Origin of the sequence: Paractinoplanes atraurantiacus, from assembly GCF_900215205.1 — a bacterium.
Lineage (GTDB): Bacteria > Actinomycetota > Actinomycetes > Mycobacteriales > Micromonosporaceae > Actinoplanes > Actinoplanes atraurantiacus.
Genome location: NZ_OBDY01000006.1, coordinates 276439 through 296801 on the forward strand (window position 1 = coordinate 276439; position 20363 = coordinate 296801).

At 73.0% G+C, this 20363-nt stretch carries 19 protein-coding genes and 1 pseudogene; 12 read left to right on the top strand and 8 right to left on the bottom strand.

Annotated features, from left to right (window positions below):
- The first annotated feature begins 8 nt into the window (after nt 1-8).
- From CRP55_RS17170 to CRP55_RS17180, 3 genes are read left to right on the top strand one after another with little or no spacing between them, the layout of a single operon-like run.
- Entirely contained in the window at nt 9-836 is an 828-nt protein-coding gene (locus CRP55_RS17170) for a helix-turn-helix domain-containing protein (RefSeq protein ID WP_143234679.1), read from the top strand.
- Nucleotides 837-845: 9 nt separating this feature from the next.
- The gene (locus tag CRP55_RS17175) at nt 846-1559 is read left to right on the top strand and encodes an SDR family oxidoreductase (protein WP_097321061.1); all 714 of its coding nucleotides are present in this window, start codon (nt 846-848) and stop codon (nt 1557-1559) included.
- 17 nt (nt 1560-1576) lie between these two features.
- On the top strand, nt 1577-2317 hold the full coding sequence (locus CRP55_RS17180; protein ID WP_097321062.1) for a hypothetical protein: 741 nt from the start codon (nt 1577-1579) through the stop codon (nt 2315-2317).
- On the opposite strand, the gene CRP55_RS17185 is transcribed toward CRP55_RS17180, so the two are convergent.
- On the bottom strand, nt 2310-2564 hold the full coding sequence (locus CRP55_RS17185; protein ID WP_245923074.1) for a YggT family protein: 255 nt from the start codon (nt 2562-2564) through the stop codon (nt 2310-2312). The genes CRP55_RS17180 and CRP55_RS17185 overlap by 8 nt on opposite strands.
- A gap of 118 nt (nt 2565-2682) precedes the next feature.
- Here CRP55_RS17185 and CRP55_RS17190 point away from each other — a divergent pair, with 118 nt between their 5' ends.
- The gene (locus tag CRP55_RS17190; protein ID WP_097321064.1) at nt 2683-3459 is read left to right on the top strand and encodes a class I SAM-dependent methyltransferase; all 777 of its coding nucleotides are present in this window, start codon (nt 2683-2685) and stop codon (nt 3457-3459) included.
- Here the strand turns inward: CRP55_RS17190 and CRP55_RS17195 are convergent.
- The gene (locus tag CRP55_RS17195; protein ID WP_097321065.1) at nt 3428-4192 is read right to left on the bottom strand and encodes a YqjF family protein; all 765 of its coding nucleotides are present in this window, start codon (nt 4190-4192) and stop codon (nt 3428-3430) included. The genes CRP55_RS17190 and CRP55_RS17195 overlap by 32 nt on opposite strands.
- A gap of 95 nt (nt 4193-4287) precedes the next feature.
- On the opposite strand from CRP55_RS17195, the gene CRP55_RS17200 reads away from it, so the two are divergent.
- Nucleotides 4288-4950 (top strand): HAD family hydrolase, encoded by a 663-nt coding sequence (locus tag CRP55_RS17200; protein ID WP_281260790.1) that lies wholly within the window; start codon nt 4288-4290, stop codon nt 4948-4950.
- On the opposite strand, the gene CRP55_RS17205 is transcribed toward CRP55_RS17200, so the two are convergent.
- Together CRP55_RS17205 and CRP55_RS17210 are read right to left on the bottom strand one after the other, a co-directional pair.
- Entirely contained in the window at nt 4919-7447 is a 2529-nt protein-coding gene (locus tag CRP55_RS17205; protein WP_097321066.1) for an ABC transporter permease, read from the bottom strand. The two genes, CRP55_RS17200 and CRP55_RS17205, sit on opposite strands and share 32 nt — an antisense overlap.
- Nucleotides 7447-8187, bottom strand: coding sequence for an ABC transporter ATP-binding protein (locus CRP55_RS17210; RefSeq protein ID WP_097321067.1), 741 nt, complete (start codon nt 8185-8187; stop codon nt 7447-7449). Before CRP55_RS17210 ends, CRP55_RS17205 begins: the two co-directional genes overlap by 1 nt.
- 212 nt (nt 8188-8399) lie before the next feature.
- On the opposite strand from CRP55_RS17210, the gene CRP55_RS17215 reads away from it, so the two are divergent.
- The 3 genes from CRP55_RS17215 to CRP55_RS17225 all read left to right on the top strand — a co-directional run bounded on the left by CRP55_RS17215 (nt 8400) and on the right by CRP55_RS17225 (nt 13813).
- Complete coding sequence (locus CRP55_RS17215) at nt 8400-8882, top strand: hypothetical protein (RefSeq protein ID WP_097321068.1); 483 nt, start codon at nt 8400-8402, stop codon at nt 8880-8882.
- An 11-nt stretch (nt 8883-8893) separates the two neighbouring features.
- Nucleotides 8894-10216, top strand: a complete 1323-nt coding sequence (locus tag CRP55_RS17220; protein WP_097321069.1) for a DUF4097 family beta strand repeat-containing protein — start codon at nt 8894-8896, stop codon at nt 10214-10216.
- Nucleotides 10217-10621: 405 nt separating this feature from the next.
- Nucleotides 10622-13813 (top strand): helix-turn-helix transcriptional regulator, encoded by a 3192-nt coding sequence (locus CRP55_RS17225; RefSeq protein WP_097321070.1) that lies wholly within the window; start codon nt 10622-10624, stop codon nt 13811-13813.
- Here CRP55_RS17225 and CRP55_RS55655 read toward each other — a convergent pair.
- Entirely contained in the window at nt 13810-13935 is a 126-nt protein-coding gene (locus CRP55_RS55655) for a hypothetical protein (protein ID WP_281260791.1), read from the bottom strand. The two genes, CRP55_RS17225 and CRP55_RS55655, sit on opposite strands and share 4 nt — an antisense overlap.
- Nucleotides 13936-14099: 164 nt before the next feature.
- Here CRP55_RS55655 and CRP55_RS17230 point away from each other — a divergent pair, with 164 nt between their 5' ends.
- Genes CRP55_RS17230 through CRP55_RS17245 form a run of 4 tightly spaced genes read left to right on the top strand, consistent with a single transcriptional unit; the run spans nt 14100 to nt 17480 of the window.
- Complete coding sequence (locus tag CRP55_RS17230) at nt 14100-14951, top strand: patatin-like phospholipase family protein (RefSeq protein ID WP_097321071.1); 852 nt, start codon at nt 14100-14102, stop codon at nt 14949-14951.
- Complete coding sequence (locus tag CRP55_RS17235; protein WP_097321072.1) at nt 14948-16072, top strand: macrolide family glycosyltransferase; 1125 nt, start codon at nt 14948-14950, stop codon at nt 16070-16072. Before CRP55_RS17230 ends, CRP55_RS17235 begins: the two co-directional genes overlap by 4 nt.
- Nucleotides 16069-16545, top strand: a complete 477-nt coding sequence (locus tag CRP55_RS17240; protein ID WP_097321073.1) for a hypothetical protein — start codon at nt 16069-16071, stop codon at nt 16543-16545. Before CRP55_RS17235 ends, CRP55_RS17240 begins: the two co-directional genes overlap by 4 nt.
- Nucleotides 16542-17480: a hypothetical protein gene (locus CRP55_RS17245; RefSeq protein WP_097321074.1), complete on the top strand. Its 939-nt coding sequence runs from the start codon at nt 16542-16544 to the stop codon at nt 17478-17480. Before CRP55_RS17240 ends, CRP55_RS17245 begins: the two co-directional genes overlap by 4 nt.
- Nucleotides 17481-17884: 404 nt before the next feature.
- Here CRP55_RS17245 and CRP55_RS17250 read toward each other — a convergent pair.
- The 3 genes and pseudogenes from CRP55_RS17250 to CRP55_RS17260 form a co-directional block, all read right to left on the bottom strand.
- Nucleotides 17885-18673 (bottom strand): annotated as a pseudogene (locus CRP55_RS17250) (universal stress protein); the annotation flags it as partial.
- Between the two features lie 62 nt (nt 18674-18735).
- Nucleotides 18736-19428, bottom strand: a complete 693-nt coding sequence (locus CRP55_RS17255; RefSeq protein ID WP_438865795.1) for a LuxR C-terminal-related transcriptional regulator — start codon at nt 19426-19428, stop codon at nt 18736-18738.
- Nucleotides 19429-19751: 323 nt separating this feature from the next.
- Nucleotides 19752-20333, bottom strand: a complete 582-nt coding sequence (locus tag CRP55_RS17260) for a hypothetical protein (protein ID WP_097321077.1) — start codon at nt 20331-20333, stop codon at nt 19752-19754.
- Nucleotides 20334-20363 lie beyond the last annotated feature (30 nt).

The window sequence follows — 20363 nt, forward strand, 5'->3', positions numbered from 1 at the left end:
GAGGATCCGTGTCGGCACAGGTGCACTCCGTCCCGGTCGACGTGCCCGCCGCGCCCTGCGAGGTCGCGGTGGGAAGGGCACGTCCGGCCCTGCGTGGCTTGGTGACCGGCTATTCCGGCTTCCGCTCGGGCACGGGCGCTCCGATCGCCCACCGTCTGCTGGCGCTGCCGTCCACCACCCTGATCATCGACTTCGCCTCGCCGTCGGGAGTCGTCACCGGCCCGCGCGCCCAGGCGTCGACCGCTGGCGACACGACGTGGGCCCAAGGCGTGTCGGTAGGCCTGACCCCAGCCGGGGTGGTCGCGCTGTTCGGCGTGCCGATGGGCGACCTGGCCGGCGTGACCGTCCCCTTGTCGGAGCTGCTGGGCCCGAACGCCACTGAGCTACCCGGCCGCCTGGCGGCGGAACCCGACTGGGAGTCACGCTTCGACCTGCTCGATCTGACTCTGGGTGCCCTGGCCTGCCGCGTGGAGTCAAGGGTGGATCCGGTGGTGGTGCAGGCGTGGCGGCGGTTGCAGGAGGACGGGGCGCCTCGGGCCGGTGAGGTCGCGGCGGCGCTGGGGGTGACGCGGCGGCGGCTGGAGCGGGAGTTTCGGCGCGACGTCGGGGTGTCGCCGGGGCAGGTGCGGCGGATCGCCCGCTTCCAGCGGGCGGCCGGTGAGCTCGGGCGTGGGGTGGAACTCGCCGTGGCGGCGGCCGGCACCGGCTACGTGGACCAGCCGCACCTCAGCCGCGAGGTGCGGGCGCTGGCCGGGGTCACGCCGGCCGAGTTGCAGGTGTTGTTCCTCCAGGCGGGTGCGCATTTGTACAAGACCGGGGCGCGGCCGGCCACCTAGGTTGCGGGGATGACGCTGACGGGGAAGACGGCACTGGTGACCGGCGGGTCGCGGGGGATCGGGCGGGCGATCGTGGAGCGGCTCGCGGCGGCGGGGGCCCGGGTGGTGTTCACGTACCGGGATAATGCGGCCGCGGCCGGGGAAGTGACCGCGAAGGTGCCCGGGACCGTGGCGGTGCGGGCCGATCAGGAGGATCTGGGGAATCTCGCGGCGATGTTCGCGCCGGTGCGGGACGGGCTGGACATTCTGGTCAACAACGCGGCGCTCGTGTCGGCGATGCCGATCGAGAAGCTCGAAGAGGAGGACATCGACCGGGCGTACCTGGTGAATGTGAAGTTTCCGCTGCTGGCGATCCGCGAGGCGGTCCCGCTGCTGCGCGACGGGGGCCGGATCGTCAACATCTCGACGCTCAACACCGTGGCTCCGGCGCCAGGGCTGGCCCTGTACTGCTCGACCAAGGGCGCGCTGGAGCAGATCACGGCGGTCGCGGCCAAGGAGCTCGGGCCGCGTGGGATCACGGTGAACACCGTGTCGCCGGGCGCCACCGACACCGACCTGCTGCGCGGGGTGAATCCGCCGGAGGCGCTGGAGCGGGCGGCCGAGACGACCGCGCTGCGCCGGCTGGGACGGCCGGCCGACGTGGCGGCCGTGGTCGCGTTCCTCGCGTCGCCCGACGGCGGCTGGGTCACAGGGCAGAACATCCGCGCGACCGGAGGCCTCTAGCGTCTACTCTCTCCTGGGTGAAGATCGTGACACGCGTCGATCACCCGGAGTTGCAGGACGAGGCCGCGACGGTCTTCCGGGAGCGGTGGCCGGAGTTCATCTTCCACGACGACGTGCCCAAGAAATATCTGGGGCGGGTCGAGGAGCACTTCAGCTTCTTCGACGTGATGGCCCTGGACGACGACGGGGCGGTGGTGGCCGGCGGCTGGGGTGTGCCGCTGGCCTGGGACGGCACCGTCGGGGACCTGCCGACCGGCTACGACGACGCGCTGGTCCGGGCGGTCGAGGGCCACGAGGCCGGGCGGGAGCCGACGACGCTGAGCTTCATGGCGGCGGCGGTCGGGTCCGCCCATGACAAGCGCGGCCTGGCGACCACCGTGCTTCAGGAGCTCACGCGCCGGGCGTACACCAAAAATCTCTTGAATGTGATCGCGCCCTTGCGGCCGACCTGGAAACACCGCTACCCGACGGTGCCGATGGCCGAGTACGCGGGGTGGAAGCGGGCCGACGGGCTGTCGATCGACCCGTGGATCCGGACGCATCAGCGCATGGGCGCCCGGATCCTCGGGCCCGCCGCCGAGTCGATGGTGATCGTGGGCACGGTGGCGGAATGGGAGAGCTGGACCGCAATGGTCTTTCCCGTGACGTACGACTACGTGGTGCCCGACGCCCTGAATCTGGTGCACGTGGACGTCGAGCGGGACCGTGGCGTCTACGTCGAGGAGAACCTGTGGGTCCAGCACTCGGGTGCTAGATGAACGACCGGATCAGCACGATCGCGAAGAACACGATGATGAAGGCCAGGTCGATGGACATGCCGCCGGCCCGGATGGGCGGGACGACGCGGCGCACGGGGGCCAGGATCGGCTCCGTCAGGTTGAAGACGCCGCTGGTCAGCCGCGAGCGCAGGCCGCCGGGGGCGGACGGCCCGGCCAGGACGACGCTCCAGTCGAGCACCGCCCGGGCCACGAGCAGCAGCTGCACCAGCAGGAGCACCAGGCTCACGATGGCGAGGACAGCACCCACGAGGAACCTCCAGTAACCGGATGGGTTGGTGCACCTACTGTGCGTCGGAAAACTGTGGGATCGCTGTGTGCCTTCTGAGCGGATATGTTCATGCCCCATGAGCGTGCGTGAACGGCGAACGGTTTTCGGTGAGGCGGCCGGCGAGTACGACCGGGTCCGGCCCGGCTATCCCCGGCAGCTGGCCGACGATCTGCTGGCCTCGTCGGCCCCCGGCCCGGTCCTGGAGGTGGGTGCGGGCACGGGCAAGGCGACAGTGCTGTTCGCCCGGCCCGGCGTCGACCTGACCTGCGTCGAGCCGGACGCCCGGATGGCGCGGCTGCTGCGCCGCAACGTGCCCGGCGTGACAGTGGTCGAGTCGTCGCTGGAGGACTGGCAGCCGGACAAGCAGTACGGGCTGGTCTTCAGCGCCCAGGCCTGGCACTGGGTCGACCCGGCCCGGCGCGCCGATCTGGCCCTGGGCGCGCTGGCGCCGGGCGGCGTCTTCGCGCCGTTCTGGAACCTCTTCCTGGTCGCCGACCCGGCCCTGCACGCGGCGCTGGCCGAGGTCGACGCCCGGCACGGGCTCACCGACGACACCAGCCACCGGTTCCTGGCCGCCGACGGCGCCATGCGCGACGAGTTCGAGCAGGAGCTGCCCGCGGCCGGTCTCACCGACGAGCGTTTCACCGGCCTGGAGATCCGCCGCTACGAGCGCACCCTGACCTACGACGCGCAGACCTACCGCGACTACCTGAGCACGATCTCGATGTACCGGATCCTCGACCCGGACGCGGCCGAGGCCGCCCTGGCCGACACCGCGTCCGTCATCGGCGAGCACGGCGGCAGCATCGCGTTCCAGGTCGTCACCGACGTCGCGATCGTCCGGAAGCGGTAGGCCCTCGTCCGGAAGCGGTGGACCCTCGTCCGGAAGCGGTAGGACCGAAGACGGCGGAGACGCCGGGGGAGTAGAGCACACTGACGGGCGGCCCCGCCGGCGCCGGCAGGCCGGTGGCCGCCACTAGCCCGTCCGTCAGCGACACGACCGAGGCCCGGTGCAGCGGCCACGGCGGATGCTCGTTCGACAGATACCGGGCGCGCGTGTGCAGCCCCCAGCGCGCGGTCAGGAACAGCTCCAACGGCGTCGGATCGGTCACCGGCGAACCGACCCGGATCGTCATGTCGCTGCCCGCCCGCAAACCCCAGCGGCGGCGCGTGGAATACGAGACATCGTCCCCCTCTCTGATCAGGCGCATGCGTGACCACCTGTACGGCAGGCCCAGCGTGGCCCGCGCGACCAGGACCGGCACGAGGCGCGACGCCTCCATCGAGAGGAAGACGACACCCCGTCGGCCCTGCGAGTCCACAGAGTAGAGACGGACGTTCGTCTCGGGGAACCTACCAAAGTAGGGGGCCTGCAAAACGTCCTCCATGCGGAAGGCGATCAGCCCGACATAGGTGACCCCGTCGAAGGTGTCGGGCGCCGTTCCCGCGGGCAGGAGAGGCGCGGCGAGCGCCGGGTCCAGCGGCCAGTGCAGGAACGTCACCGAGGCCCAGCGCTGCCCGAGCAACGCCCGCCGCACCGGCCGCGGTGTGACCGGTGTGACCGGCTCCAGTGAGACGTCTCTCATGAGCCAGACGCTACGCCGCAGCTCAGAGACAATGGGACGGCAGCGACGGCACACGAAGATTGGGGCTCATCCTGAACGCGCGACGACCCGCAGCGGTGCTCTTCGACATGGACGGCACGCTGGTGGACAGCGAGAAGGTGTGGGAGATCGCGCTGCACGAGCTGGCCGCGCACGCCGGCGGGACGCTGTCCCCCGAGGCGCGGCACGCGATGATCGGCAGCAGCATGGCCAACAGCATGCGGATCCTGCGGGAAGACCTGGGACAGCCCGACCGGCCCGAGGCGCCTGATGTCGAGTGGCTGACCGACCGCGTCTTCGAGCTGTTCGGCGAGGGCCTGGTGTGGCGTCCCGGCGCGATGGAGCTGCTCCAGGCCGTGCGCCTGGCCGGCCTGCCGACCGCGCTGGTCACCTCGACCGGCCGCCGCCTCGTCGAGGTCGCCCTCAAGACCCTGGGCGCCGAGAACTTCGACGTCGTCGTCGTGGGCGACGAGGTCAGCATGCCCAAACCCGACCCCGAGCCCTACCGGACCGCGGCCACCCTGCTCGGCGTGCCGATCGAGGACTGCGTCGCCATCGAGGACTCGCCGACCGGCGTGGCCAGCGCGCTCGCCTCGGGGGCGGCCGTGCTGGCCGTGCCGGCCGAGCTGGAGCTGCCGCCGACCGACGGGGTCCACCTGCGCACTTCGCTGGTGGGGGTGGACCCCGACTATCTGGCCGCCCTGCTCGTCAATCGTGGGCTATTGCCGACAGAACGTTGAGCCTCGCCGCGCGGATCGACGGCAGCACCGCCGCGAGCACGCCGACCAGCGCGGCCAGGCCCAGGTAGAGGCCCATCCGCTCCCACGGCAGCACCAGGTCCGTGATGCCCTCGCCGTCGAGGGCGCGGACCACCGCGGTGCCCAGCCCGGCGCCGACCACCACGCCGAGCAGGGCGCCGAACACCGAGATCACCACCGACTCGACAGTGACCATGCGCATGGTCTGCGCCCTTCCCAGACCAACGGCACGGAGCAGACCGAGTTCCCGCGTACGTTCGAGCACGCTCAGCGCCAAAGTGTTCACCACCCCGAGCACGGCGATGAGGATCGCCAGCCCGAGCAGCACCTGCACCATCGTGATCACCGTGTCGAAGTCGCCCGACTGCTGCGCGATGAACGAGCTGCGGTCGGTCGCGCTGACCTCCGGGCTGTCCGCCACCAGCTGCTTGACCTGCGGCAGCACCTGGTCGACGGCGACACCGTCGTCGAGCCGGACGAAGCCGATGACCGGCTGGATGATCCCGAACTCCTTGGTCGCGGCGGCCGGGAGCATGTAGCTGCCGGGCAGCCGGTCCTCGTCGTACGTCGCCGCAATCGTGTATTTGTGCATCTCGCCGCGGGGCAGCTGCACCTCGTGGACACTGCCCACGGTCCAGCCGCGGTCCTTGGCCTCCTCGACGCTGACGGCCATCTGGTCGCCGCGCAGCGTGGTCAGCCCCGGCGTCCCATAGGTGTCGGCGAGCTTGGCCAGATCATCTGTCGCATTGACGTACGTCCGTTCGCCGTCGATGACGGCCTGATCGCTCCAGACACCCGCGACCGAGCGCACCCCCGATATCTGCTGCGCCTTGGTCAGCACGGCCTCGTCGAACGTCGGCGGCCGGGGGCCGCTCTGCTCGCCCGAGACGATGATCTGCGCCTTGATGGTGTCCTCGGCCTGGGCGGCCAGGCTCTGCTTGGCCGAATCCATGATCACGGTGACGCCGGTGACCAGGGCGATGCCGACCATCAGGGCGGCCGCGGTGATGGCCGTACGGCGTGGGTTGCGCCCCGAGTTGAGCCGGCCCAGCCGGCCCGGCACCGACCATGAGAACAACCGGCCCAGCAGCGCCACCACCGGCTTGGAGATCAGCGGGGTGAGCAGCGCGACCCCGATGAACGTGACCAGCACGCCGGCCAGGATCAGCAGCAGCGAGCTCGCCCCGTACAGTCCGACGCCGAGCAGAGCGGCCCCGGCCGCGCCGACGATCGCGCCGGCCACGGTGATCTTCGTCAGCGGCCGGTCCGGCGTGGCGACGTCCTGCATCGCCGCGACCGGGGCGATCCGCGAGGCCCGCAGCGCCGGAAGCACCGCCGCCACCACGGTCACCACGACGCCGACGATCAGGGCGCTCAGGATCGCCGCCGGCGGCACGCCGACCGTGGCCGGGTCCATGCCGCCGCTCATCCGGCCGAACAGCCAGACCAGCAGCGCGCCCACCCCGATGCCGGCGCCGAGGCCGAGCACCGCGGCGATCAGGCCGATCGCGACGGCCTCGGTCAGCACCGAGTTGATCACCTGACGGCGGCTGGCGCCGAGCGCCCGCATCAGCGCCAGCTCCTTCGTCCGCTGGGCCACGATGATCGAGAACGTGTTGAGGATCAGGAAGATGCCGACGAACAGCGCCACCCCGGCGAAGCCGAGCAGGATGTTGTTGAAGAAGCTCAGCGCGTCTTTGAACCCGGCCGAGCTCTCCTCCGCCAACTGCTTGCCGGTCTTGACCTCGTACGCGTCACCGAGTCGAGCCGTGATCCGGTCGCGCACCGCCTCCGGCGTCTGACCGCCATCGACGCGTACGGTGACCTGGGTGAAAACGCCTGTCTGGCCGAGCATGGAACGCTGCGCGACCGGGGTGGTGAAGGCGACCTCCTGCACGCCGCCGATCGAGTCGCGGTCGTCGGTGTAGCCCCAGACGCCGACCAGGGTGAAGGTCTGCTTCGGCAGCTGCGTCAGCACCGCCACCTTGTCGCCGACCTTGATGTTCGCGGCCTTGGCCACCTCGGCGTTGACGGCGATCTCGGAGTCGGCCGCCGGGCCGCGGCCCTGGCGCATCTCCATGATCGCGTCGAGGCCGGTCCAGTTGGCGCCGATGCGCGGCGGGCCGAAGCTGGTCACCACCTTGCCGTCCGAGCCGATCACCCGGGCGCCGTCGGCGCCGACCATGCCGATCGCTTCCTTGACGCCCTCGACCTTGGCCACCTGATCGACCACCGAGGCCTTCAGCGGCGTCGGCACCTCCTCGCCGTCCATCTCGGCGACGGCCACCTTGGGTTTGGCGGTCACGGCCACGTCGGTGGTCGCATAGCCCTCGGTGAACAGGTTGTCGAACGTACGCCCAAGCGTGTCCGTAGTGACGAAGGCGCCGGAGACGAACATGACGCCGAGCACCACGGCCAGTCCGGAGAGCACCAGCCGCAGCTTGCGCGCCAGCAGGCTCTTCAGCGTCGCGCGCAGCATCAGACCAGCACCTCCCCGGACTTCATCGCCTCGAGCACCGTCTCCGGGGTCGGGTCGTCGAGCTCGGCCACGATCGCGCCGTCGGCCAGGAAGACCACCCGGTCGGTGTAGCTGGCGGCCACCGGGTCGTGGGTGACCATGACGATGGTCTGGCCGTGCTCGCGCACGCTGGCCCGCAGGAACGACAGGATCTCCGCCCCCGATTTCGAGTCGAGGTTGCCCGTCGGCTCGTCTGCGAAGATCACGTCGGGGCGGCTGACCAGCGCCCGCGCGCACGCGACGCGCTGCTGCTGGCCGCCGGAGAGCTGGCTCGGGCGGTGACCCAGACGGTCCTTCAGGCCGACCGTCTCGATGACCGTGTCCCACCACTGCGGGTCGGGCTTGCGGCCGGCGATGTCCATGGGCAGCCGGATGTTCTCGGCCGCGGTCAGCGTCGGCAGCAGGTTGAACTGCTGAAAGATGAAGCCGACCCGGTCACGGCGCAGCCGGGTCAGCGCCTTGTCGCCGAGCCCGGTCACCTCCGTGTCGCCGATGTGCACGGTGCCGCGGGTGACCGTGTCGAGACCGGCCAGGCAGTGCATCAGCGTCGACTTGCCGCTGCCGGACGGGCCCATGATGGCCGTGAACCGGCCGCGGCCGAAGCTCGCGCTCACGCCCCGCAGGGCGACCACGCGCGCCTCCTCGGAGCCGTACACCTTCCACACTTCCTCGGCGCGCGCCGCCACCGATGTCCCGTTCATGCGTCCTGCCCCCTGGCGATGCTGGTCCGGCCGGGGCGTGTCCCCGGCCGGCCGACTCAGTGTTTCGGCGCGGGAGGGCGGAAACGTCAGCCCAGGGTCGTATCGCGACGCGGAGATTTCGGTACGGGGAATCCGTAGGTGACATCAGGGTGGACCCTGAGATGTCACTGATGACGCTTGACTGACGTCACTGGTGACGTCATAGTGGTGACATGGACCTGACGCCGTACCTCGAGACCCTCCGGGCGGACCTGGCCGCGGCCGCCGCGCCGGGCGGCCCCGAGACCACCCGCGCGGCCGAGCTGCTCGGCCACTCGCTCGAACCGTCGGCCCGGCTCGCGTTGCTCGAGGCGCTGTCCGACGCCGCCGCCGAGATCACCACCCGGTTGCGGGACGCCAGCGTCGAGGTGCGGCTGCGCGGCCGGGAGGCCGACCTGGTCGTCACCCAGCACGCTCCCTTCACCGAGCCGGCCGCACCGCCTCCGCCGCCGGTCGACGGCGGCGACCTGACCCGGCTCACGCTGCGCATGCCCGAGGCGCTCAAGACCCATGTCGAGCAGACCGCCGCGGCCGAGGGCATCTCGGTCAACGCGTGGCTCGTGCGGGCGGTCACCGCGGCCGTCAACGGCCCGGCGACTCCACCGACGTACCAGACGCGCAGCTCGAAGCGCATCACCGGATATTTCCAGGCCTGAGGAGACTTTCCATGTACGAGTTCGAGCACCCGGCGCCGGTCGTCATAGCGCTGCGGGCCCTCAACGGCACGGTCGACCTGGTCGCCGAGTCCCGCGACTCGGTGCTGGTCGACATCGAGCCGTTCGACGACAAGGGCCGCGACGACGCCGACCGCACCCGGGTCGTCCTGGAGGGCGACCGGCTGCTCATCGAGCCGCCCGGCGCCGACTCGGGGTGGCGGCTGCGCCGCTCACCGAAACTGCGGATCACGGCCCGGGTGCCGCTGGGCAGCGCGCTGACCGGCCGCAGCACGTCGGCCGACATCCGGGCCGAGGGGGTGTGGTCGGCGGTCGAGCTCGACCTGGCCTCGGCCGACGTCGACCTGGCCGACGTCATGGGTGACGCCAAATTGCAGGCGGCCAGCGGCGACCTTCGGGTGCGCAGGGTGGGCGGCTCGCTGAAAGCGGAAAGCTCCTCCGGCGACCTCCGCATCGGTGACGTCACCGGTGACGTCAGCGCGAAGACGGCGAGCGGCGATATTCGTATCGACACCATCGGGGGATCGGTCCGCTCGACCGTGGCCAGCGGCGACATCGAGATCGGCCGCATGGTGAACGGCTCCGGCGACATCCGTGCGGCGTCGGGTGACGTCAGCGTCGGCATCGCCCCCGGCACGCGCGTCTGGCTCGACTTGAGCAGCGCCTCGGGCCGCACCACAAGCGACCTGACCCCGGAAGCGGCGGGCGCGGCCGGTCCACCGCCCTCGCCGCCCGGAGTGGGCATCGGCGCGTTCGTCGACCTCGACTCCCTGCCGGGTCTGTCGGCCGTGCCCGGCCTCAAGGCCATGCTGCAGTCCGTCCACGTGCCGACCTTCGGCTTCGAGCCCGGCCCCGACTTCCGTCCCGGCCCTGGTCCCGACTTCCGTCCCGGCCCCGGCCCCGGTTTCCGCCCCGGCCCTGGTCCCGACTTCCGGCCCGGCCCGGGTGGCGTCCCTGGCCCTCCGCCTCCGCCCGCGCCCGCTGCTCCGCCCGCGCCTGGTGCTCCGGCCGCGCCCGGTGCCCCGTCGGCGCCTGGCTCCCGGTTCGAGCCTGGCCCTCGATCCGAGCCTGGACCCGGGTCCGAGCCTGGCCCTGGATTCGAGCCTGGCCCTGGATTCGAGCCCGGCCCTGGGTTTGAGCCTGGACCCGGTTTTGAGCCTGGCCCGGGAGCCGGGTTCGGGCCCGCGCCCGAGGCCGTGCCCGACGACGTGCTCCCGCCCGAGGCCGGCGCCCCCGGCACGATCGAGCTCCGGGTCCGCACGGCCAGCGGCGACATCCACATCTTCCGTGCCACCACCCACAGGAAGGCAGCCTGATGCTCCCCGACAACCGATTCGGCGTAGAGAACAACGCCCGCGGCGTACGCCGCCGCCTCCTCTCCGGCCGCCGAGGCCGCGCCGACCGCTTCGCCCCGCCGGAGTGGCCCGTGAGCAGGGGCCCGACCCCGAACCCGCGCCGCGGCTGACCAGCCGCCCGAATGCCCCGAGCCCCGCTCGGGGCATTCGGCGTGCCCGCCTCGTGCGGCCTGCCCCGTGCGGCCCGGGCCTGCTACCCGTCTGGCTCGCCTCTGTGCGTCCGCGTGTGTGCGTCGCGCTGGAGGTCCGCGGGCTAGTTGAAGGGTGAATTGTCGGTGATGTCGGAGTGGTGGCGCTTTCGGTGATCGGGAGGGCCTATCGCACGCCTGTGAACAGGCCTTAGCCTCAGTCCCGGGGGATTGAGCCATGACGAGCGGTGCCGCACCGCGCGGGCTCCGTGGGCGGCGGGCGGAGTGCGCGGTCCTGGATCGAGTTGTCGCCGATGTGGGCTCCGGCCGCGGCCGGGCCCTGGTGATGCACGGGGAAGCCGGGGTCGGAAAGTCGGCTTTGCTGCAGTACGCCGGGAGTCGTGCCTCCGGATGCCGGGTGGCCCGGGCCGCGGGGGCCGAGTCCGAGATGGAGCTTCCGTACGCGGGGCTGCACCAGCTGTGCGCGCCCATGCTGGACGTCCGCGACCGCCTGCCGGAGCCGCAGCGGGAGGCGCTGGCGGTCGCGTTCGGTGATGCGGCCGGCCCGGCGCCGGACAAGTTCCTGGTCGGGGTGGCCGTGTTGAGCCTGCTCGCCGCAGTCTCCGAGGATCAGCCGCTGCTCTGCCTGATCGACGACGCGCAGTGGCTGGACAGCACCTCGGCGCAGACGCTGGCCTTCGCCGCCCGGCGGCTGCTGGCCGAGCGGGCCGGGGTGGTCTTCGCGATCCGTGAGGCGGCGGCCGGGCCGCCGTGGCGCGGGCTGCCCGGCCTGCCCGTCGGTGGACTGCCCGACGAGGACGCCCGGGCACTGCTCGACTCGGCCGTTCCCGGTCGCCTCGACGAGCAGGTGCGTGACCGGATCGTCGCCGAGACCCGCGGCAACCCCCTCGCCCTGCTGGAGCTGCCCCGCGGACTGACGGCGGCCGAGCTGGCCGGCGGGTTCGGCCGTCCGGACGCCCGGCCACTCGCCACCAAGATCGAGAGAAACTTCGCCCAGCGCGTACGGGCTCTGCCCGCACCGGCCCAGACGGTGCTGCTCACCGCGGCGGCCGAGCCGCTCGGCGACGCCGGACTGCTGCGCCGCGCCACCAGGCTGCTGGGTCTGCCGACCTCAGCCGGAACGCCGGCCGAGGCGGCCGGGCTGATCGAGCTGGGCTCGCGGGTGCGGTTCCGTCATCCGCTCGTACGGACGGCGGTCTACCGGGCGGCCTCCCCGGCCGAACGCCGCGACGTCCACCAGGCCCTCGCGCGGGCCACGGACGCCGGCGCCGACCCCGACCGGCGGGCCTGGCACCGGGCCAACGCGGCCGACGAGCCCGACGAGGCGGTAGCCGCCGAACTGGTCGGCTCGGCCGAACGGGCCCAGCGCCGCGGCGGCGTCGCGGCCGCCGCCGACTTCCTGCGCCGCGCGACCGAGCTGACCCCCGACCCGGCGACCCGCGCCACCCGGGCCCTGGCCGCCGCCGAGGCCGAGATGCGCTGCGGGGCCTTCGAGATCGCCCTGAAGCTGCTGCTCACCGCCGACGAGGCGGCCGACCAGGGCGAGTCCTCGGAGCGGCATCAGGCCACCGTGGGGCTGATGCGGGCCCAGATCGCCTTCGCGTCGGGGCACGACAGGGCCGCCCCGCGCCTGCTCCTGGAGGCCGCCCGCCGCTTCGAGCCGCTGGACGCGGCCCTGGCCCGCGACACCTATCGCGACGCGATGGGAGCGGCCAGCCTCGCCGCGGATTTCGCCGAGTCCGCCGGCATCACCGAGATCGCGCGGGCGATCCGCGCTGCCCCGAGACCGGCGCGCCCCCGGCCCGGCGACGATCTGCTGGACAGCTTGGCAGTGGCCCGCACCGACGGCTACGCCACCGCCGCACCGCTGGTCCTCAGCGCGCTGCAAGCTTTCCGCGACGCCAACACCACGGGCGACAAGTCCGACAAATCCGCGACTGGCGCCCGGGACGAGGCTGCCGGAGCAGTGGGCGGCGGGGGTGATAGGTCCGGCAAACTGCCCGTTGGCGCGCGGGATGAGACCGTCGGGGCGGCGGGTGGCGTGGGCGACAAGTCCGATAAATCGGCCGTTGGCGCGCGGGACGAGGCTGCCGGAGCAGCGGGTGGCGTGAGCGATGAGTCCGGCAAACCGGCGATCGCCACGCGAGACGGGGCCGACAGGGCGGCGACCGGTGCAGGGGATGAGGCTGGCGGAGCGGCGGCTGGCGCGCCTTATGTGGCCGGCAGAGCGGCGGCTGGCGCGCCTTGTGTGGCCGGCAGAGCGGCGGCTGGCGCGCCGCACGAGGGCGGCGGCGCGGGGGACCAGGCCGGTAGAACGGTGGAGGGGGCGCGGGAGCAGGCCGGCGGTGCGGACGACCAGGGGTGGCTGTGGCTGGCTGGGCTGGCGGCGGCTGATGTGTGGGATGACGAGACCTGGTCGGTTGTCACGGCGCGGCATGTGCGGGTGGCGCGGGCCGTCGGGGATCTCAGTGCGCTGCCACTGACACTGAGCTCGCTCGCCTGTGTGGAGATCTTCGCCGGGGATTTCGCCTCGGCGGTGTCGCGGGTGGCCGAGATCCAGGCGATCGGGGAGGCGACCGGTGTTGCCCTGGGGCCCTACGGCGCTCTCACCGTGGCGGCCTGGCGCGGGGACGCGGCGGGGGCCGAGCAGCTGATCGAGGCCGGGATGGCCGATGTGGTCGCGCGGGGCGAGGCGAGCGGCATCCTGCTCATCCATTGGGCGCGGTCCGTGCTGTTCAACGGCCTTGCCCGCTATCAGGAGGCGATCGTCGAGGCCCGGGCCGCGGCCACGCACCCGATCCACTCGGCTCTCGTCTACTGGGCGCTGTCCGAGCTCGTCGAGGCGGCGGTGCGCAGCGGTGACCGGGAAGCGGCCGTCGAGGCGTACGACCGCCTGGCCACGACCGCCCGCGCCAGCGGGACCGACTGGGCTCTCGGCGTGCTGACCCGGGCCGGCGCCCTGCTGGCCGACGGCGGCGGTGACGCCGATGCGCTGTATCGGCAGGCGATCGAGCGCCTCGGCCGGACCCGGATCCGGATCGAGCTGGCGCGGGCCCATCTGCTGTACGGCGAATGGCTGCGCCGCGAGAACCGCCGCCGGGCCGCCCGTGGGCAGCTTCGGATCGCGTACGACATGCTCACCGCGGCCGGCGCCGGCGCGTTCGCCGAGCGGGCCCGCCACGAGCTGGCCGCCGCCGGCGGGCCGGTCACCGAGGTCTCGGCCCGGGCCAGCGACGCCCTCACCGTGCAGGAGGCGCACATCGCCCGGCTCGCCGGGCGCGGGCTGACCAACCCCGAGATCGGGGCCCAGCTGTTCCTCAGCCCGCACACCGTCGAATGGCATCTGCGCAAGGTCTTCACCAAGCTCGGCATCACCTCCCGCCGCCAACTGCGCCGTTCGGAGAGCTAACGAGCCGCCCGCTCGACGCCCCGGGCGTTCGTGCGGGCGCCGGAGAACAGGCCCAGGTACCCGCCCCCGTACTCGATGACCTTGTCGCGCTGCGCCCGTCCGGGGCCGAGCGCCGCGAGCACCGCTGGGGTCCGGACAACCGCAGGTGACTTCGGCGGGTGACGTTCCGTGGATTGGCCGCCTTCCGATGCAGACCACGCGCCGGCGCGCTCCGTGACACGGCTGTCACGGATTCGCGGGCCGCCCGGGTCTTCTGAGCGGACCGGTTCATAGAGAGGGGTGGATCATGGGTAACTCCCTGCCTCGCCCCGTGGCCGTGGTGGTCGGCGGCGGCGGGGTGCTGGGCGCGGCGCACGCGGGGGTGGGCTACGCGCTGGAGCGGCGCGGCTTCGTCCCCGATCTGATCATCGGTACGTCGGTGGGTGCCCTCACCGGCGCCGTCGCCGCCGCGCATCCCGACCGGGCCGCGCCCTGGCTCGACCGGGTGTGGACCCGGCTGCGCCGCCGGGACGTGTTCCCGATCGGCCCTGGGACCTCGCGCGCCGCCCTCTGCGGCGATGGCGGCCTCCGCCGGCTGATCGGCCGGGCCGGGCTGCCCCCGCTGATCGAGGACCTGCCGATCCCGTTCACCGCGGTCGCCACCGACCTGGTCACCGGCGGCGAGGTGCTGCTCGACCGCGGTGACCTCGAGTCGGCGCTGCTGGCCAGCGCGGCCATTCCGGGGATCTTCCCGCCGGTCGCCCGTGACGGACGGATGCTGGTCGACGGTGGCGTGATCGCCTACGTCCCGGTGCGGGCGGCGCTGGCGGCCGGGGCGGCGAGCGTGGTCGTGCTGTCGCTCGGGCCTTCGCGCTTCACCGCGCCGCCTCCCCGGGCCGGCGCGATCGCCGCCCGGGCCGGGGAGTTGCTCTTCCGCCACCAGGTCGAACGCGATCTGGCCGAGGTGGCCCGGCGCCTGCCGGTCGTCGTCCTGCCGACCGGCGTCGAGCGGTGGCCGTCGCCGTGGGACTTCGGGCACGCCCGGCGGCTGATCACCACCGCGGCCGGCGCGGCCGGTGACTTCCTCGACCGGCTGGACGTCGACGGGCCCGGCCTCTACCGGCAGACGGGCCGCGCGCTGACGGGGGCCGGGCGATGAGCACTGTCGCGTTCCTCAACATCGGCATGCACGGGCGGGTCAATCCGACGCTGCCGATCGTGGCCGAGCTCGTCCGGCGCGGGCACACCGTCAGCTATCACACCTCGGCCGCGTTCGGTGACGAGATCGCCGCGGCCGGTGCCAAGGTTCACCTCTATCCGGGCGGCGACCTGGCGATTCCGGATCCGCCGACGCCGGCCGGGCTGGTGGCGGCGCTGGCCGGCATGGCCGTGCGGGTGCTGCCGAGCGTGCTGAGCGATCTCCGATCCGTACGGCCAAATTTGATCGTTCATGATTCCGCCTGCCCGTGGGGTGCCGTCGCCGCGAAGGAGCTCGGCGTGCCGGCCGCCTCGACGTTCACCACGTTCGCTTTCAACCGGCAGGCGCCCAGCCCGACGGCCGGTTCCTGGCGGCTCCTGCTCTCGCCGGACTATGTGCGCTCGCGACGGCGACTCGGCCGGGGGCTTCCCCTGGTCGATCTGGGCAACATCCGCCAGCCGCTCAACCTGGTCTTCACCTCGCGCGCGTTCCAGATCGGCGCCGGCGAATGCGACGAGTCGTACCGGTTCGTCGGCCCCAGCATCGGCGCGCGCCCCGCGGTCGCCTCGTTCCCCTTGACCCAACTTCAAGATCCGCTTTTGTACGCCTCCCTGGGCACCGTCTTCAGCGCCGGCCCCCGGCTGCTGCGCGGCTTCGCCCTCGCGCTCGCCCCGCTGGCCGGCACCGTGGTCGTCGCCACCGGGCAGACCGATCCGGCCGCCCTCGGCGACCTGCCGGCCAACGTGCTGGCCCATCGCAGAGTCCCGCAGCCGGAGATCCTCGACCGGGCCGCCCTGTTCGTCACCCACGGCGGCATGAACAGCGTCAACGAGGCCCTGTACGCCGGCGTCCCGATGCTGGTCGTCCCGCAGGGCGCCGACCAGCCGCTCGTGGCCTCCCGCGTCGAGAGCCTCGGGGCCGGGCTGACGCTCGGAACCGGCGACGTCGGCGCCCTCGCCCGCCGCCTGCTCGACGAGCCCGGCTTCGCTCAGGCCGCCCGCACCTTGCGGACCGCGCAGCGGGAGGCCGGCGGCGCCGTCCGGGCGGCCGACGAGCTCGAGGGTTATGGGGCGGCCCGATGAGCACGGGAGTGGCCGTCCTGCTGCTGCTCGCCGGGCTGTCCGAGGCCCTGGGCCGGGTGCTGCCCGTCGTGGCGCGGCGGTCGGGCGCGTCGCCGTCCGCGGCCGGCGGCCTGCTGCTGTTCGGCGCGGTGGTCGACGCCACGGTCTTCGCGCTGTGGCCGCTGACCGCCGGCGCCCTGGCCGGACTGGCCCCGGGCGACGCCGTGCGGTTGTGGACGCCGGGGCTGGTGGCGCCGCTGCTGCTGGCCGCCGTCCTCGCGTTCCCGCTGCTCGGGCCGCTGCTGCACTTCCTGCTGCTGGTGGGGGTGGGCGCCGGCCTGACCGGTGCGCTCTCGGCGGCGACCGGGGACGGCTGGTGGACCGCGGCCGGCTCCGTGGCCGTGTCCGGGGCCGGGCTGGCCCTGGCCGTCGAGGCCGTCCGCCGGGCGGTCGCGCGGATCACCCGGGTCGCGGCGGGGGAGGCCTTGGCATGAGCGTGCTGCTGGTGGTGCTGCTCGCCGGGCTCGGCCCGCTGCTGCTGGCCGAGGCGCTGCTCGCCCGCTTCGAATTGATGACCTACGCGGCCCGCTGGCGAACACCCGCCACCGCGCTGCCGCCCGGCATGCCGTACGCCCGGGGAGCGGAACCGGACCGCCCACCCGCCGCCTATCTGGTCTATCTCGACGGCATCGGCAAGCGCCGCTTCCGCGACACCCGCGACGGCGGCAAGCTGGTCCGGGCGGTGATCGAGGGCGCGCCGGAGCTGCGGGTGCTCGGCCAGGTGCTGCCGTACTCGCCGCTGGCCGACCCCCTGGCCGACCGGCCGGTGTGGACGTGGCTGCGCCACCGCGCCGGGCTGCTGCTGTTCCTGCACAACGTGATGCAGATCTTCATCGCGGCCGACCGCCGCTACCGGCCGCTCTACAACCGGGCCGTCGGCTCGCAGATCGCCGCCCAGCTCCGGCACGCCGGCTACGAGCCGGACTGCGGCATCCCGGTGGTGCTTCTCGGCTACAGCGGCGGCGCCCAGCTCGCCCTGGGCGCGGTGGAGGAGATCTGGTCGCGGCTGCGGGTGCCGCTGTGGCTGATCACCCTCGGCGGCTTCCACAACGGCGCCAACGACCTCACCCACGCCGAGCACGTCGACCAGCTCACCAGCGGCGCCGACTGGATCGAGCGGACCAGCACGCGCCTGTTCCCGCAACGGTGGCGCTCATGGCGGTGGAGCGGCTGGAACCGGGCCCGGCGCGACGGGAAGATCGCGGTGCACCGGCTCGATCCCGCCACGCACGTCGGCCCGCTCAGCTACATCAGCCCGTCCGCGCTGCTGCCGGACGGGCGCAGCCACCTCGACCGCACCACCGCCGAAGTGATCAGGCTGGTCCGTCACGGGCCGCTCAGCGACTCCGCCCGCTCCGGGCCGAAATAGTGCACCGCGTGACCCTGCCGCCGCCGGGCCAGGCGCGCGATCTCGTGCCTCTCGTCCGGCCCGGCCGGGATCATGAAGGCCACCTCGCCCTTGCGTAGCCCCTCGTCGTACAGGTTGAGGATGGCGTCGTCGTACCCCCAGTTCTGGAAGAACCGCACGAACCGTGAATGCCATCCGTGCCCGCTGCCGTCGCTGTCGAGGATGCGCACCCCTTCCGGCCCGTGCAGCACGACCACGCCGGAAACGTCGACCTGGGACGCTCGCAGATCGTCCAGCAGCTCGGCGAGAAGCTCCCGGTCCGGCACGAGCCCGGAGACGGCGTTGGCCGGCCGGTCGAGGAACACGTCGACGTTGTCCGACGGCTCGCCGGGCTCCGGTGCCGCCGCCACCGCCCGCACGACCTCGACCGGGCACGCTGCGTGGTGCAGCAGGGCCTGGCTGACCGATCCGAGCACGAGGCCCTTGAAGGTGTCCCGCCCGCGAGCGCCGACCACGACGAGCCGCGCCGTCCCCGACCTTTCGATCAACACATGACGAGCGTTTTCCCGTACGGCCTCCGCCCGCACCGTCACCTCGGGGTAGCGCTCGCCCCAGCCGGCCAGCGCCTCACTGAGCAGCAGCCGCCCGCCCGGCCCGTCATCACCGGCGAGGACAGCCACGAGATCCGCGCCGAGCAGGGCACTCTGCTCGAACGCCGCCGCGACCGCCAGCCGTGACCCCTCCGACCCGTCCACGCCGACCACGACCGGGCCGCCCGGATGTTCGTCACCCCGCACGACCAGGACCGGGCAGTGCGCGTGGGCGCTGGCGTGCACCGCCACCGACCCGATGATCAGCCCGCTGACCCCACCCAGCCCTCGGTCGCCGAGCACGAGCAGCGCCGCTTCCCGCGACTCGTGAAGCAGCACGGGCGTGGCCGCCCCGTCGACCAGCGCCGTGGTGACCGCGACCCCGGGCGCCACCTGGCCCGCCTCCGCCGCCGCCTCGGCGAGCAGGTCCTCGGCGTGGTTCCGAAGCCCCGTCCCCGGCATGTCCTCGGCGACCGGCCCGACCCCCACATGCAGCGACGGCCAGATGAAGGCGTGCACCACCCGAAGCGGACGCCCTCGATGCCGCGCTTGGAGGGCAGCAGCCCTGACCGCGCCCAACGCTTGCTCAGATCCGTCGATACCCACGACCACCGGTGCGACCATGCCGGCCTCCTCATCTCCCTACGGAGACACGGCAGCCCCTCGGTTTCGTGACAGCGCGAGTTTCAGGCGCCTGGTTTGACCAGGCCGGTCTCGTAGGCGAGCACGACGGCCTGGGTGCGGTCGCGCAGGCGCAGCTTGGTCAGCACGTGACCGACGTGGGTTTTGATCGTGGTCTCGCTGACCCGCAGGGCGGCGGCGATCTCGGCGTTGGAATGCCCGCGGGCCACGTGCACGAGCACCTCGCGCTCGCGTTCGGTGAGCGCGTCGAGCTTGCTGGCGGTAGTCGTTTCCGGCGCGGGCAGCGCCTCCGCGACCCGGGCCAGGATCCGCGCCAGCACGGCCGGCGTGATGACCGCCCCACCGGTCGCGACGGCCCGGACGGCCGCGATCAGCTCCCCGGGCGGCGCGTCCTTGCTCAGAAAGCCGGCCGCCCCCGCCGCGACGGCGGCGAGCACATTCTCGTCGGTGTCGCCGGCGGTCATCACCAGCACCCGCACGGGCAGCCCGGCCTCGGTCACCGCCCGCGTGACGCCGAGCCCGTCGACCCGAGGCAGCACCAGATCGGTGATAAGCACATCGGGCAGCAGCCGCCGAGCCAGATCGATCGCCTCGGCACCGTCCCCGGCTTCCCCGGCCACCACGATCTCGGCCGACCCGTCGTCACACCCGGCCGCGGTGAGAACCATCCGCAGCCCCGACCGCTGCATGGGCGCCGCATCCGCCACCAGAACCCTCAGCGGCCGCGGGGCAGTCACCGGCACTCCCGGCCAACAGCGGCGTACATGGCGGCCACCCTAAGCGATCGCTGTTACCGGCGGCCGACCTCCCACCCTCTCAGGCGTCCTCGATCACCCACAACGCCGAGACCCCAGTGCCACCCGCAGCGCTGGCCGCCCCTTTAACCGGCGCTGATCGCCGGCCGCCCCTGTCGGCAGCGCCGATCACCGACCGCCCTCGAACCGGCGCCGATAATCCATCGCGTCCCCAACCGGGTGCCGGTCTTACCCCGAGCGGCTACTGGTCTCGGTCTCGCCCGGGCGGGTGCCGGCCGCCGGTCTCACTCCGAACGCGGTGCCGGTCATCCGCCGGGGACCGCACTCGATGGCGAGGTTTCGATCACGAGGCGACCCCCGAGCCCTGGGTTGCGGCCGTCGGGCCGAGGACCTCTTGGGCGATGGGCCACCAGTGCCGTTCGCCCAGCAGATCCGGGGCCGGTGCGGCACTGATCCAAGCGCCGGTGCCCTCGGGCGGGGTCAAGGGTGGGGTCGCGCGGTGTGAAGACCGGGACGTGGGCGAGCGGTGCGGGCAGGCGGTAGCTCTCGTCCGGCTCCGGAACGATGTTGCGGACGTAGCCGATGCACCGGGTGGGCACGTCGCCGCCCGGGGCGGTCGGGAGGTGTTGCCGGGTCAGGCGGGACACACCCTCCATTGGCGACAAACCGTCCAGGAACAGGGTCGGAAGGTCGAAGCCCCTCGGTGTTCGCACGCAGTACAGCTCGCGGGCGCGGAAGATGGCCAGCCGGACGATCACGGCCGGGGGCGGGACCTCCAGGTCGTCGCCGGCCCACACCTCGGCCGTGCTGCCCGGGGGGAGCCAGGCGGCGGCGGGTACGGACCGGATCAGGCGCGGTGGCCCGGACGGCGGGGAGGAGTCGATCACGCGGTCATGATGGCACCCGGTTTCCTGCGC

Coding starts and splice junctions, on each gene's coding strand:
- CRP55_RS17190 (WP_097321064.1), top strand. CDS start 2,683: ATGAGCGTGCGTGAACGGCGAACGGTTTTCGGTGAGGCGGCCGGCGAG.
- CRP55_RS17230 (WP_097321071.1), top strand. CDS start 14,100: ATGGGTAACTCCCTGCCTCGCCCCGTGGCCGTGGTGGTCGGCGGCGGC.
- CRP55_RS17245 (WP_097321074.1), top strand. CDS start 16,542: ATGAGCGTGCTGCTGGTGGTGCTGCTCGCCGGGCTCGGCCCGCTGCTG.
- CRP55_RS17235 (WP_097321072.1), top strand. CDS start 14,948: ATGAGCACTGTCGCGTTCCTCAACATCGGCATGCACGGGCGGGTCAAT.
- CRP55_RS17210 (WP_097321067.1), bottom strand. CDS start 8,187: ATGAACGGGACATCGGTGGCGGCGCGCGCCGAGGAAGTGTGGAAGGTG.
- CRP55_RS17240 (WP_097321073.1), top strand. CDS start 16,069: ATGAGCACGGGAGTGGCCGTCCTGCTGCTGCTCGCCGGGCTGTCCGAG.
- CRP55_RS17175 (WP_097321061.1), top strand. CDS start 846: ATGACGCTGACGGGGAAGACGGCACTGGTGACCGGCGGGTCGCGGGGG.
- CRP55_RS17215 (WP_097321068.1), top strand. CDS start 8,400: ATGGACCTGACGCCGTACCTCGAGACCCTCCGGGCGGACCTGGCCGCG.
- CRP55_RS17225 (WP_097321070.1), top strand. CDS start 10,622: ATGACGAGCGGTGCCGCACCGCGCGGGCTCCGTGGGCGGCGGGCGGAG.
- CRP55_RS17220 (WP_097321069.1), top strand. CDS start 8,894: ATGTACGAGTTCGAGCACCCGGCGCCGGTCGTCATAGCGCTGCGGGCC.
- CRP55_RS17205 (WP_097321066.1), bottom strand. CDS start 7,447: ATGCTGCGCGCGACGCTGAAGAGCCTGCTGGCGCGCAAGCTGCGGCTG.
- CRP55_RS17195 (WP_097321065.1), bottom strand. CDS start 4,192: ATGAGAGACGTCTCACTGGAGCCGGTCACACCGGTCACACCGCGGCCG.